Origin of the sequence: Winogradskyella forsetii, assembly GCF_013394595.1 — a bacterium.
In the GTDB taxonomy this organism is placed as follows: domain Bacteria; phylum Bacteroidota; class Bacteroidia; order Flavobacteriales; family Flavobacteriaceae; genus Winogradskyella; species Winogradskyella forsetii.
This window is the reverse complement of the sequence record NZ_CP053348.1, coordinates 3,677,208-3,690,610: the sequence shown is the minus strand read 5'-3', so window position 1 is coordinate 3,690,610 and position 13,403 is coordinate 3,677,208. Positions and strand designations below refer to the sequence as shown.

10 protein-coding genes and 2 tRNA genes are annotated in these 13,403 nt (G+C 35.5%); 11 read left to right on the top strand and 1 reads right to left on the bottom strand.

Annotated features, from left to right (window positions below; genetic code table 11):
• Positions 1 to 92 precede the first annotated feature (92 nt).
• The gene (locus HM987_RS15885) at positions 93 to 629 is read right to left on the bottom strand and encodes an RNA methyltransferase (protein WP_179009011.1); all 537 of its coding nucleotides are present in this window, start codon (positions 627 to 629) and stop codon (positions 93 to 95) included.
• A 258-nt stretch (positions 630 to 887) separates the two neighbouring features.
• On the opposite strand from HM987_RS15885, the gene mutS reads away from it, so the two are divergent.
• From mutS to HM987_RS15830, 11 genes are all read left to right on the top strand, one after another.
• Entirely contained in the window at positions 888 to 3,500 is a 2,613-nt protein-coding gene (mutS, locus tag HM987_RS15880) for a DNA mismatch repair protein MutS (RefSeq protein ID WP_179009010.1), read from the top strand.
• A 95-nt stretch (positions 3,501 to 3,595) separates the two neighbouring features.
• Positions 3,596 to 3,667 (top strand) — tRNA-Gly (locus HM987_RS15875).
• A gap of 43 nt (positions 3,668 to 3,710) precedes the next feature.
• Positions 3,711 to 3,794: transfer RNA gene (locus HM987_RS15870), tRNA-Leu, on the top strand.
• A gap of 623 nt (positions 3,795 to 4,417) precedes the next feature.
• Positions 4,418 to 5,257 carry a 5-dehydro-4-deoxy-D-glucuronate isomerase gene (kduI, locus tag HM987_RS15865; protein ID WP_179009009.1) on the top strand — a complete coding sequence of 280 codons (840 nt, stop codon included), beginning with the start codon at positions 4,418 to 4,420 and terminating at the stop codon, positions 5,255 to 5,257.
• Positions 5,258 to 5,262: 5 nt separating this feature from the next.
• Positions 5,263 to 6,057, top strand: coding sequence for a gluconate 5-dehydrogenase (locus HM987_RS15860; RefSeq protein WP_179009008.1), 795 nt, complete (start codon positions 5,263 to 5,265; stop codon positions 6,055 to 6,057).
• An 11-nt stretch (positions 6,058 to 6,068) separates the two neighbouring features.
• Entirely contained in the window at positions 6,069 to 7,472 is a 1,404-nt protein-coding gene (gene uxaC, locus HM987_RS15855; RefSeq protein ID WP_179009007.1) for a glucuronate isomerase, read from the top strand.
• Between the two features lie 23 nt (positions 7,473 to 7,495).
• Positions 7,496 to 8,482, top strand: a complete 987-nt coding sequence (locus tag HM987_RS15850) for a TRAP transporter substrate-binding protein (RefSeq protein ID WP_179009006.1) — start codon at positions 7,496 to 7,498, stop codon at positions 8,480 to 8,482.
• Entirely contained in the window at positions 8,475 to 8,966 is a 492-nt protein-coding gene (locus tag HM987_RS15845; RefSeq protein WP_179009005.1) for a TRAP transporter small permease, read from the top strand. Before HM987_RS15850 ends, HM987_RS15845 begins: the two co-directional genes overlap by 8 nt.
• Before the next feature lie 2 nt (positions 8,967 to 8,968).
• The gene (locus HM987_RS15840; RefSeq protein ID WP_179009004.1) at positions 8,969 to 10,273 is read left to right on the top strand and encodes a TRAP transporter large permease; all 1,305 of its coding nucleotides are present in this window, start codon (positions 8,969 to 8,971) and stop codon (positions 10,271 to 10,273) included.
• Positions 10,274 to 10,285: 12 nt separating this feature from the next.
• Positions 10,286 to 11,752: a tagaturonate reductase gene (locus HM987_RS15835; protein WP_179009003.1), complete on the top strand. Its 1,467-nt coding sequence runs from the start codon at positions 10,286 to 10,288 to the stop codon at positions 11,750 to 11,752.
• 32 nt (positions 11,753 to 11,784) lie between these two features.
• Positions 11,785 to 13,395 carry a UxaA family hydrolase gene (locus HM987_RS15830; protein ID WP_179009002.1) on the top strand — a complete coding sequence of 537 codons (1,611 nt, stop codon included), beginning with the start codon at positions 11,785 to 11,787 and terminating at the stop codon, positions 13,393 to 13,395.
• Positions 13,396 to 13,403 lie beyond the last annotated feature (8 nt).

Sequence of the window (13,403 nt, the reverse complement as noted above, 5' to 3'; positions counted from 1 at the left end):
GTCTCAGTCGAAGTCACAGTCTTCACACAGATTTATAGGAATGGGACGCAAATTAAAGTCTTCCCTATGGGAAGGTTTGGATGGGCTTTTTTTTAATTGGGCCTCTTCATCTTACTGAACACATCCCAAACTACCACACCACAACTAACCGAAATATTCAAAGAATGTTTGGTGCCATATTGCGGAATTTCAATCACAACATCACTTGCATCAACCACATTTTGTGCTACACCTTTAACTTCATTCCCAAACACAAAAGCATATTTAGTGTTGGGTTGAGGTTCAAAATCGTTGAGCATGGTGGCGTTTTCGGCTTGTTCAATAGCACAAATTTTTATGTTTTCAGTTTTTAATTTTTCAATAATATCTAAAGTGTTTTCGGCATATTGCCAAGCCACAGTTTCCGTACTTCCTAAAGCTGTTTTTCTAATATCGTTGTGTGGTGGTTGTGCAGTAATACCACAGAGATAAATCTTTTCAATTAAAAACGCATCACTGGTTCTAAAAACCGAACCAATGTTGTTAAGGCTTCTAATATTATCGAGTATAATGATGATAGGAGACTTTTCAGCAGTTTTAAATTCTGAAATTTCTAACCTTTCTAATTCTTCGTTCTTTAGTTTTCTCATCTTTGGTTTCCGCAAAAGCGGTAATCTGTTTAGGAGACCTCGCAGGTTTTAAAAAGCTGAAAGCTCTGATATTTGCAATATAATTATAAATTGTTGTGACTTCGACTTCGCTCAGCCAACATAAAGTTTGTATAGTCATATGTTATCAACACCTGTAAATAACTTCTGTTGAGACGACTTCAATAAACCTCAAAATATAAGTAAATTTGTAATCCCGATAGCTATCGAGACAAAAATATAATTTAAAACAGATTACCATTGGCTAAAAAGGCGAAAAAAGTAACACCATTAATGAAACAGTATAATGCCATCAAGGTAAAATATCCTGATGCCTTGTTATTGTTTCGTGTGGGCGATTTTTATGAAACCTTTGGTAGCGATGCCGTAAAAGCGTCAAAAATACTCGATATCATTTTAACCAAACGTGGTGCTGGTAGCGAAAGTGAAACAGAGTTAGCTGGTTTTCCGCACCATTCCTTAAATACGTATTTGCCAAAATTGGTAAGGGCAGGAGAGCGTGTTGCTATTTGCGACCAGTTGGAAGACCCAAAGCAAACCAAAACCATCGTAAAACGTGGTGTCACGGAATTGGTTACGCCTGGTGTGGCTTTTAATGATGACATTTTACATTCAAAATCCAACAATTTTTTAGCCGCTGTTTATTTTGAAAAGCAACGTATTGGAGTGTCTTTTCTAGATATTTCTACCGGCGAATTTTTAACCTCGCAAGGCAATGCGGAGTATATTGATAAGCTCCTTCAGAATTTTAACCCAAGTGAAGTTTTAATTTCAAAACAAAGTCGAAAGGCATTTTCGGAAGCCTTCGGCACTGATTTTCATACGTTTTATTTGGAAGATTGGGTGTTTCAGGCCGACTATGCCCATGAAACTTTGATTAAACATTTCAACACGAAGACATTAAAAGGTTTTGGAATTGAAGATTTATATGAAGGGATTATCGCTTCAGGCGTTGTGCTTCATTATCTAGGAGAAACACGCCATAACAAGTTGGAGCATATTGCAACGATTTCGAGAATTGCGACTGATGATTATGTTTGGATGGATAAATTTACGATTCGGAATTTAGAGTTGTACACTTCTACCAATGCCAATGCCGTAACCTTAATCAATGTCATTGACAAAACGATTTCGGCCATGGGAGGACGAACCTTAAAACGTTGGTTGGCCTTACCGTTAAAACATGCTGATAAAATAAAACAACGACACGAAGTTGTTAAATATTTGTTGGAAAACGAACCCTTGCTTCAAAAGATTCAAAGTCAGATAAAACATATTGGAGACATTGAACGGCTCATTTCAAAAATAGCAACCACTAAAGTTAGTCCACGTGAAGTTATTCAGCTTAAAAACTCCTTAGACGCTATTGTGCCTATTAAGGCCGAAGCCGAAGTTTGTGAGAATGAAGCGTTGAAAATATTAGGCGATAATTTACATCGCTGTGATTTATTACGCGACAAAATAAAAGAAACACTCACCGAAGATGCACCTGTAAATATTTTAAAAGGTCATACCATTGCTAGCGGTTTTTCCCAAGAATTAGATGAATTGAGAGGTTTGTCACAATCTGGGAAAACGTATTTGGATAATATGCTGAAACGCGAAAGTGAACGTACAGGTATCACGTCCCTTAAGATTGCTTCAAACAACGTTTTTGGATATTATATTGAAGTCCGAAATTCACATAAAGATAAAGTTCCGGAAGAATGGATTCGTAAACAGACACTTGTAAATGCGGAGCGTTACATTACCGAAGAACTCAAAGAATATGAAGCAAAAATTTTAGGTGCTGAAGAGCGTATTTTAGCGATTGAGCAACAATTATTCGCTGAATTAGTCACTTGGATGCATCAGTTTATTGTTTCCGTTCAGCAGAATGCGCAACTCATTGGGCAATTAGATTGTTTGTGTGGATTTGCAAGTTTGGCGAAAGCAAACAACTATGTGTATCCACAAATTGATGATAGTTTCGATTTGGAAATAAAGGACGGTCGTCATCCCGTAATTGAAAAACAATTGCCAATTGGCGAACCTTATATTGCCAACGATTTATTTTTGGATAGAGCATCGCAGCAAATTATTATGATCACTGGACCAAACATGTCTGGTAAGTCGGCAATTCTAAGACAAACAGCATTGATTGTTTTATTAGCACAAATCGGAAGTTTTGTGCCTGCTGGAGAAGCAAGAATTGGTTTGGTCGATAAGATTTTTACCAGAGTAGGCGCAAGTGATAATATTTCGATGGGCGAATCCACCTTTATGGTAGAGATGAATGAAACCGCTTCTATTCTTAATAATATTTCAGACCGAAGCTTGGTACTTTTAGATGAAATTGGAAGAGGAACGAGTACATATGATGGTATTTCAATCGCTTGGGCCATCAGTGAATATTTGCATGAACACCCATCTAAACCCAAAACGCTTTTTGCAACACATTATCACGAATTAAATGAAATGACGGAGACGTTCAGTCGCATTAAAAATTTCAATGTCGCGGTAAAAGAGCTAAAAGATAATGTGCTTTTTGTTAGAAAACTGGTTGAAGGCGGAAGTGAACACAGTTTTGGAATTCACGTCGCAAAAATGGCAGGAATGCCGCAGCAAGTGATAAGGCGCGCAAATAAAATTCTATCTAAACTAGAAAAATCGCATTCAAGTGAAGAGTTAACGGATAAGGTGAAAACATTAAAAGATGATTTGCAATTAAGCTTTTTTAATTTGGATGACCCTTTACTGATAGAGATAAAGGACGAAATTCTTCATACGGATATCGATACTTTAACACCAGTTGAAGCTTTAATGAAACTCAATGAAATTAAGCGAATGTTGGTAAAGAAAAAGCAAGCCTAAAAGTTTTTTAATTTATTTTAAAAAAAGGCTTTGCTTTAATGATAAAAATTTTAAATTTGCATCCGCTTTAAAAGCGAAAAAGTTCTTTAAAAATTGCGAAAGTAGCTCAGGGGTAGAGCATCACCTTGCCAAGGTGGAGGTCGTGGGTTCAAATCCCATCTTTCGCTCAATAATACATACCAATTTTTAGTTGCAGTCAGTAACTAAGATGCTGAAGTGGTGGAATTGGTAGACACGTTGGACTTAAAATCCAATGTCCATTAGGACGTACGGGTTCAAGTCCCGTCTTCAGTACTTTAAGGGACAAATCAGAATGTTTTGATTTGTCCCTTTTTTTATTCCCTTTCAACACCGCATTAAAATTAGCAATTTTTAGGATTAACGATTTGATAGCGTAGGTTCGAACCAATAATGTTCAAATTTGAACTTTTCGAAACAAAAATCGAACTTAGAAACGCTCTCATAATTTATGTCGCTATTATTGAGTTGACTATCTCAATTCTCAAGTTTCTTTAAAGCATATTTATATTTATCAGTTTCAAAATTGCCATTTAAGATGAAATTCTTGTAATTTTACTAAGCAAAAATTATAACATTTTAATTTTCTAATTACGTTGAGAAAAACATATTCTAAAATTTTGACTTTTTATCTGCAATACTGACTATAATATTGAGGTATGATGTTTACTTTTGATTTCTCGAATTTCAGAATATTGTCAAGTGTAATCTATATTGATTTTCATTTATAATGAGTTTAAGAAAAGAATTGATCAAATTTAAGACTTCATAAAAATATGATTTTTGAACATTTTAAAAGGAAAATTACTAGAACAAAATCTAATTCATAATCAGAATAATTAGGTTTTAAATTAAATTATTTTATATTTGTGTAATCGATTACAATAAAATTATTTTCTATGTCAAAATACAATACAAGATACGCATCCAGTCCAGAGGCTGTAAAAAAATACGATACTCAACAATTACGAAATGAATTCTTAATTCAGAACGTACTAAAAAAAGACACTATAGAGTGGGTGTACACGCACTATGATAGATTTATGGTTGCAGGCGTTGTGCCCGAAACGAAATCTGTTAATTTAGAAGCTATAGACCCATTAAAAGCTGATTTTTTCTTGGAAAGGAGAGAGCTTGGGATTATTAATATAGGTGATTCAGGAAGTGTATCCGTTGATGGAACAATTTATACTCTAGAACGTAAGGAAGCACTTTATATTGGCCAAGGGAACAAAGAAGTGGTTTTTTCGAGTAAATCTTCGGAAAATCCTGCAAAATTTTATTTAAATTCAACACCAGCTCACAAAGCCTATCCAAATAAAAAAATTGGAACAGAGGATGTGGAGGTTATTGAATTAGGGGCACCCGAAACAGCAAATGCAAGAACATTAAGAAAGTATATTGTAAACAGTGTGGTAGATGTTTGCCAATTGCAAATGGGAATGACGACCATAAAAGTTGGAAGTAGCTGGAATACGATGCCAGCACATGTGCATGACAGACGAATGGAAGTCTATTTCTATTTTGAAGTGCCAGAAGACCAAGCTGTGTGTCATTTTATGGGGGAGCCGCAAGAAACGCGTCACATTTGGATGGCTAATGGAGAAGCCGTAATTTCACCACCATGGTCAATTCATTCAGGTTCAGGAACATCAAACTATTCCTTTATTTGGGGAATGGCAGGTGAAAATTTGGATTATGGAGATATGGACGTTTGTAAAATCAATGAATTAAGATAAAAAATATGTCAATAAACTTATTTGACTTATCGGGAAAAGTAGCCTTAATTACTGGCGGAACACATGGATTGGGCATGTCTATGGCAATGGGACTTGGTAAAGCCGGTGCAACGCTTGTGGTCAATGGGGCTTCATCTCAAGAAAAATTAAATAAAGCTGTAGCTGAATATAAAGCAGAAGGTTTAAATGCTTTTGGGTACTTGTTCGATGTTACTAATGAGACTCAAGTCATTCAAAATATTAAGAAAATTGAAAATGAAGTCGGTGTTATAGACATTCTAGTAAATAATGCTGGCATTATCAAAAGAACCCCTCTAGAGGAGATGGAAGTTGAAGATTTTGAGCAGGTTTTAAAAGTGGATTTAGTCAGTCCTTTTATAATGTCTAAACACGTCATAAAAGGCATGATCAAAAGAAAAGAGGGTAAGATTATAAATATCTGCTCTATGATGAGTGAATTAGGAAGAAACACCGTAGCGGCTTATGCAGCGGCTAAAGGTGGCTTAAAAATGCTCACCAGGAACATGGCTACAGAATGGTCTAAACATAATATTCAGGTCAATGGTATTGGTCCTGGCTATTTTGCAACAAGTCAAACAGCACCAATTAGAGTTGACGGCCATCCGTTTAATGAATTTATTATTAGTAGAACACCTGCAGGACGATGGGGAAATCCAGAAGATTTACAAGGCGCTGCCATATTCTTAGCATCAAAAGCTAGTGATTTTGTAAGCGGTCAAATTGTGTACGTCGATGGTGGCATATTAGCAACTATAGGAAAACCTTCTAATGAAGACTAACCCAAAAAAAAATGAGTAAACACTTTATACACGATAATTTTCTGCTTGAAAATAAATATGCTGAGGAGTTATATCACAATTACTCAAAAAATCAGCCTATAATAGATTATCATAATCATTTATCACCAAAAGAAATTCTTGACGATAAAATTTATAATAACTTAACAAAGGTTTGGATTAATGGTGACCATTATAAATGGCGAGCCATGCGTACTTTGGGTGTTGATGAAAAGTATATCACTGGTGATGCAACTGACAAGGAAAAGTTTATGCAATGGGCAAAAACAGTTCCTTATACGATGCGGAATCCATTGTATCACTGGACCCATTTAGAGTTAGCAAGATATTTTGATATCAATGATTTATTAAACGAGAAATCGGCTGAAAAAATTTATGAGTCTACGTCAGAAAAATTAAGTAGTAGTCAATATAGCTGTAGAAACCTACTGCGTAAGGTGAATGCAGAGTTGGTGTGTACAACTGAAGATCCCACGGATAATTTAGTACATCACAAACAATTAACAACTAGTGATTTTGAAGTAAATGTAAGTACAGCTTTTAGACCCGATAAGGCGATTTTAATAGCCAATGAAGGCTATAATGATTATATCAATGACTTGGGAAAAGTGGCTGATATTAATATTGAATCTTATGCAGATTTAAAAGATGCTTTACGAAGCAGAATTGAATATTTTGATGCTAATGGTTGTAAGTTATGTGATCATGGTTTAAACCAAATTTCATATGAAAGTTTTACCGAGAGTGAAGTTGGGACTATTTTCAAGAAGAAACTAGAAGGCCATAAACTTTCAAAAGAAGAGGTCTTAAAATTTGAAACCGCAATCCTGTTATTCTTGTCAGAAACCTATCATGAGTTTGGTTGGGTGCAACAGTTTCATTTAGGTGCCTTAAGAAATAACAATCATCGAATGCATGAAATTTTAGGGCCAGATACAGGGTGGGATTCCATTGGAGATTATTCGCAAGCCGAAAAATTATCTGCATTTTTGAATGCTCTAGATAGTAAGGACCAATTGACTAAAACCATAATCTACAATCTAAATCCTGCTGATAACGAAGTTATGGCTACAATGATCGGGAATTTTAACGACGGTAGCGTAAAAGGAAAAGTTCAGTTTGGTTCAGGTTGGTGGTTTTTAGATCAAAAAGATGGAATGACCAAACAACTAAACGCATTATCAAATATGGGTTTAATTAGCTGTTTTATTGGTATGCTTACAGATTCCCGTAGTTTTTTGTCTTTTCCGAGACACGAGTATTTTAGAAGACTACTTTGTAATCTTTTAGGCGATGAAATAAAACGCGGTGAGTTGCCAAAAGAAGAAATGGAATGGATTGGTAAAATGGTAGCAGATATAAGCTATAATAATGCTAAGTGCTATTTTGATTTCTAACGAGTTAATTAAAAAATATGATAATGAGATTTAACATCATTCTCTTAGTAATTCTTTTTACAAGTATGGTCTCATGCAAGAAAGCAGAGGAAGGGGTTGAGGTACTCTATTTAGGACATTCTCTGCCTCAAACACATCCAGTACATAAAGGTATGTTAGAGTTTCAAAAGGCGTTAGAAAAAAAATCTAAAGGTTCTTTAGTAGTTAAGATTTTTCCTGATGGCCAATTAGGATCGGAGAGAGAACTGTTAGAATTATTACAAATTGGAAGTGTTGCTGCAACCAAAGTGAGTTCTTCCATGTTGTCTAATTTTGTGCCAGAATATAATGTTATGGGTGTTCCTTATCTTTTTAAAGACAAAGAGCATCAATATAAGGTTTTAGAAGGTCCAATTGGAAAATCTATTCTCGAAAAAGGTTCTAAATTCTGGCTTAGAGGTTTATGTTACTATGATGCTGGAAGTAGAAGTTTTTATACCAGCAAAACAGCCATCAGAACACCTGAAGATTTAAAAGGACTTAAAATTAGAGTCCAAAATAATCAAATGGCAATTAATTTGGTAAATTCAATGGGTGGAGATGCTACGCCTTTGGCCTATGGTGAATTATATACGGCAATTCAACAAGGTGTTGTTGATGGTGCTGAAAATAATCCACCATCCTTTGTGTCCTCAAACCATTATGAAATCAGTAAGTATTATACCTTAGATGAACATTCTTCAGTTCCAGATGTTCTGTTAATAGGGACAAAATATTGGAATAAATTATCCGAGGAACAGAGAGTTTGGGTACAGGAAGCGGCAGACGAATCTTCCCAAGCACAAAAAAAGTTTTGGCAGGAGTCTGTTGAGGAATCCATGAAAATTGCCAAGGATTGGGGTGTTGAAATTATTCATCCCGACAAATCCTTGTTTGCAGAAAAAGCAAAACCTGTAATTGAAAATTTTATTAAAGAGTATCCAGAAATGGCCGATATTGTCAACCAAATTAAGAATGAATCAAATGAGTAAATCTGAATTTATTTTCAATAAGGTCAATAAAATACTAGAATGGTTTTTAATTATCATTTTTGCCTTGTTAGTCTTAGATGTGCTGTTTCAAGTGTTTTCAAGATATCTTTTGGGAAGATCTTTTACTTGGACAGAAGAATTCGCAAGGTTTTCTTTGATCTGGATGACTGTTTTAGGTGCTGCTTATCTCAACGCTAAGAAAGAGCATTTATCCATGGACTTCTTATACGAAAAAATGTCTACAGCAAATAAAAGAAAAACGTCCATACTTATTGAGGTATTCATTTTTCTATTTGCCCTTATCGTCATGGTAATAGGCGGGTTAAATTTGGTTTACACTACCTTGCATTTAGAACAGTTATCAGGTACCTTGAGAATACCTCTGGGTTATGTTTATGCCGTTATGCCTATAAGTGGTTTTTTAATTATGTGCTTTTCAATATATCACATATCGGGTATTTATTCTAATAAAAATATGAGCTAATTATGAGTATAGAGGTTATTAGTATTTTAGTGTTGTTTGTGAGTTTCTTTATACTTCTGTTATTAAAAGTGCCGGTGGCCTATAGCATTGGGATTTCCACAACGATTAGTTTACTGTTGAATATTGATAAAATGCCTGGCTTAACTACCATTGCGCAACGAATGACCACAGGTATCGATAGTTTTGCCCTGTTGGCTATACCATTTTTTGTCCTAGCTGGTGAGATAATGAAACAAGGAGGCATCGCCAATCGACTCATAAATTTTGCAAAATCATTAGTTTCCAGCCTTCCTGGTGGATTGGCTTATGTCAATGTATTGGCATCTATGCTATTTGGAGCAATTTCTGGTTCTGCTGTTGCTGCTGCTTCTGCTATTGGTTCAATCATGACTGATAGAATGGAAGAAGAAGGTTATCCTAGAGCTTTAAGTGCCTCTGTAAATATAACATCGTCAACAACAGGATTGTTAATTCCTCCGAGTAATATTTTAATAGTTTATGCCTTAGCTAGCGGAGGAACCGCATCTGTAGCGGCTTTATTCATTGCTGGTTATTTACCTGGCATACTCTTGGGTTTTGCGATAATGGGATATGTGGCGTTCATTGCGATTAACAGAGGTTATGCAAGAGGTAAGCGTGCAACTCTATTAGAGATTTGGACCTATTTTAGAAAGGCGTTTTTTAGTTTATCATTACTAATCATTGTTGTAGGAGGGATCGTAGCTGGAATTTTTACCGCAACAGAGGCCTCGGTAATTGCGGTATTGTATGCAGCGATATTGTCATTGATTTATGGTGACATGAAAATGAAGGATATGCCACAAATTTTATTATCGAGTGCAAAGACTACAGCTGTCGTCATGTTTTTAATCTGTACATCTATGGCGATGTCTTGGCTGTTCTCTTTTGAAGGGATTCCAGAAATGATAAGTACATTTCTATTAGATTCGCTAAGCAACAAATTTGCCATCTTTCTAGCTATTAATATTATTTTATTAATTGTCGGAACGTTTATGGATATGACTCCAGCTGTATTGATATTTACACCAATTTTCTTGCCAGTAGTTACGACTTTGGGAATGGATCCAGTTCATTTTGGGATCATAATAGTATTAAACCTGTGCATTGGGATCTGTACACCTCCTGTAGGCACCTTATTGTTTGTAGGTAGTGGAGTCGCCAATGTCTCGGTCACAAAAGTGATAAGGTCGCTGTTACCCTTTTTAGCCATTATGGTAGCGGTACTAATGATTATATCTTTTATTCCTGAAATTTCAATGTTTTTACCAAGACTTTTTGGTCTATAATTATAACATAATATGACACAGTTAAAAAATAAGAAACAAGTTTTAAATAGAGAAAATTTAGCTTACAATAAAAAATCACCAATAAAGGTTGTACAATTTGGTGAGGGTAATTTTTTGAGAGCATTTGTAGAATACGCCTTTCAGCAACTCAATAAATCTGTCGATTTTAATGCAGGAATAGCGGTTGTTCAGCCCATTGAAAGAGGAATGGTAGATATGCTGAACGATCAAGATGGACTTTATACCCTGTTTTTAAAAGGCGTTCAAAAAGGGCAAGAAATACAAGAAAAGCAGTTAATAACTAATATTGTGAAGGGTATTGATCCTTACACGGATTTTAAAGCTTATTTAGATTTAGCAAAAGAAGAAGAGCTTCAGTTTATTATCTCCAATACAACCGAAGCAGGTATAGCCTTTGTTGAAAGTGATACAATGGATATGGAGCCTCCGAGTTCATTTCCGGCAAAATTAACAGTATTACTCAATGAGCGTTTCAAATATTTTAATGGAGCAGAAGACAAGGGCTTAACTATTATTCCTTGTGAGTTAATTAATCATAACTCAGAAACTTTAAAAGAAATCATTTTAAAATATGCTGCACTCTGGGATTTAGACAGAGCATTTACAAATTGGCTGGAAAGTAGTTGTTCGTTTCATAGCACTTTGGTAGATAGAATTGTGCCAGGTTACCCAAAAGATGATATTGAAACCTATAATGCGGAGTTAGATTACAAAGACAATCTGATCGTTGCGGCAGAAGTATTTTTGCTTTGGGTGATTGAAGGTGGTGACGATCTAAAGAAAAAGTTGCCTTTTCATAAAACAGATTTGGACGTTAAGATTGTTGATGACATGCAACCGTATCGTACCAGGAAAGTACGAATTTTAAATGGAGCACATACGTCAATGGTGCCATTTTCCTTACTATATGGAAATGAAACCGTTAAAGAAACGGTAGATAATGCCTTTACGGGAGCTTTTGTCAATAAGGCTATTTTTGAAGAAATAAACGATGTGCTTCCAATGGATAAAGACGAGCTGGACAGTTTTGCCGAAGCCATTTTAGACCGTTTCAGAAACCCATTTATCAAACATAAACTGGCAGATATTGCATTAAACTCTATTTCAAAATTTAAAGTTAGAGTGCTACCAAGTCTGTTGGAATTTGAAGCTAAAAATGGAAAATTACCAACTAACTTAACCTTTGCTTTCGCTTGTTTAATACGGTTTTATAAAGGCACTTGGCAAGGAAAGGATTTACCAATAAACGATGGAAAAGGTATCGTTGATAATTTCAATACTATCTGGAATAATGAGGATTACAACGTCATAGCGAATGCTATTTTGGCTAACCAAGACTATTGGGGAGAAGACTTAAATAAAGTCGAAAACCTTTCAAAAGCTATTGCTTTTGCGTTATCTGAAATAGATTCAAAAGGAATTGAATCTGGTTATGAAAATTTTAGCAAAAAGTATTAAAACAACCCTTTAACTGCAAACCAATTATTACTATGCAAAAGAAATTGATAAAAGTAAACCCATCAGATAACGTTGCTGTTGCCTTAGTTAACTTAAAGGCAGATGAGGTTGTCTCATTTCAAAATGAGGACATCAGAATTGTTTCAGATGTTAAGGCAAAGCACAAAATCGCTCTAAACAAATTTGAAATAGGTGAAGAGATAATGATGTATGGGGTTTTGGTTGGAAAAGCAAGTGAAGCCATAGAGAAAGGTAATGTATTAACTACCGAAAACGTAAAACATCAGAGTGCCAAGGTTAGCAAAAAAACGGATACTATAGGCTGGACGGCACCAAAAGTGGATAAATGGAAAGATAAAACTTTCATGGGATACCACAGGGAAGATGGGCAAGTTGGTACCGCCAATGTATGGTTGTTTTTTCCGTTAGTATTTTGCGAGAATAAAAATATAGAAAAGCTAAGGGATATTTTTGAAAAAGAGTTGTTAACAAAACAGTCAAACGCTCATCAAATGCTTTTACGGTCTTTAGTGAACGGTAGTGAAGATTCTGATACTGAAGTCATAGAATCGACTAGGGTTTTTGAAAATATTGATGTAAAATTCATTACCCATCCTGGAGGATGCGGTGGTATTCGACAAGATTCAGAAAGTCTGGCGCGATTATTAGCGGGTTATGTAAAAAATCCAAATGTAGCTGGAGCAACAGTATTGAGTTTGGGTTGTCAAAATTTACAAATAGATATTTTCAATAAGGCACTGGAAGCGATTAGTCCCGATAATAAAAAACCAGTATTGATGTACGAGCAGCAACAAATGGGAACGGTTGACGACATGTTAAGCGCCATTATCAAAAATTCTTACGCTGCAATAAAAGAAGCTAATGAAATAGAACGACAACCAGCACCTCTATCTAAACTGAAAGTAGGTTTAGAGTGCGGAGGGTCAGATGGCTTTTCTGGTATTTCGGCAAATCCAACACTAGGTTATACATCCGATATGTTAGTTGCACTGGGCGGTACGGCAATTTTAGCTGAGTTTCCAGAACTTTGCGGTGTAGAGCAGGAGTTAGTAAACCGCTGTACAAATGAAACATCTGCGAAGAGGTTTTTAGAATTAATGCAAGCTTATGAAAAATCTGTAGTAGACGCTGGTTCTGGTTTTGATATGAATCCTTCTCCTGGAAATATAAAGGATGGGTTGATTACAGACGCCATGAAATCTGCAGGAGCAGCAAAAAAAGGTGGTACTTCGCCAGTTGTAGATGTATTGGACTATGGTGAATATATCACAAAACCAGGGCTAAACCTATTATGTACACCAGGAAATGATGTAGAAAGTACAACAGCTATGGTAGGGTCTGGAGCTAATATTGTATTATTTACTACTGGACTAGGAACACCAACGGGAAATCCCATTACGCCAGTCATAAAAGTGTCGTCAAACTCAGAGTTAGCAACAAAAATGAGTGATATCATTGATGTAGATACGGGAGACGTTATAAAAGGGGAGAAGACTATTGAAGAAATGGCAGAAACTATGCTAGACTATATTATAGATGTTGCTAGCGGAACTATAAAATCAAAAGCAAGTCTTTTGAATCAGGATGATTTTATTCCTTGGAAACGAGGCGTTTCATTATGATTTCAAAA

Excerpts from the sequence above, each read along its gene's own strand:
- HM987_RS15885 (WP_179009011.1), bottom strand. The coding sequence starts at position 629 with ATGAGAAAACTAAAGAACGAAGAATTAGAAAGGTTAGAAATTTCAGAA.
- kduI (WP_179009009.1), top strand. The coding sequence starts at position 4,418 with ATGTCAAAATACAATACAAGATACGCATCCAGTCCAGAGGCTGTAAAA.
- HM987_RS15860 (WP_179009008.1), top strand. The coding sequence starts at position 5,263 with ATGTCAATAAACTTATTTGACTTATCGGGAAAAGTAGCCTTAATTACT.
- uxaC (WP_179009007.1), top strand. The coding sequence starts at position 6,069 with ATGAGTAAACACTTTATACACGATAATTTTCTGCTTGAAAATAAATAT.
- HM987_RS15850 (WP_179009006.1), top strand. The coding sequence starts at position 7,496 with ATGAGATTTAACATCATTCTCTTAGTAATTCTTTTTACAAGTATGGTC.
- HM987_RS15845 (WP_179009005.1), top strand. The coding sequence starts at position 8,475 with ATGAGTAAATCTGAATTTATTTTCAATAAGGTCAATAAAATACTAGAA.
- HM987_RS15840 (WP_179009004.1), top strand. The coding sequence starts at position 8,969 with ATGAGTATAGAGGTTATTAGTATTTTAGTGTTGTTTGTGAGTTTCTTT.
- HM987_RS15835 (WP_179009003.1), top strand. The coding sequence starts at position 10,286 with ATGACACAGTTAAAAAATAAGAAACAAGTTTTAAATAGAGAAAATTTA.
- HM987_RS15830 (WP_179009002.1), top strand. The coding sequence starts at position 11,785 with ATGCAAAAGAAATTGATAAAAGTAAACCCATCAGATAACGTTGCTGTT.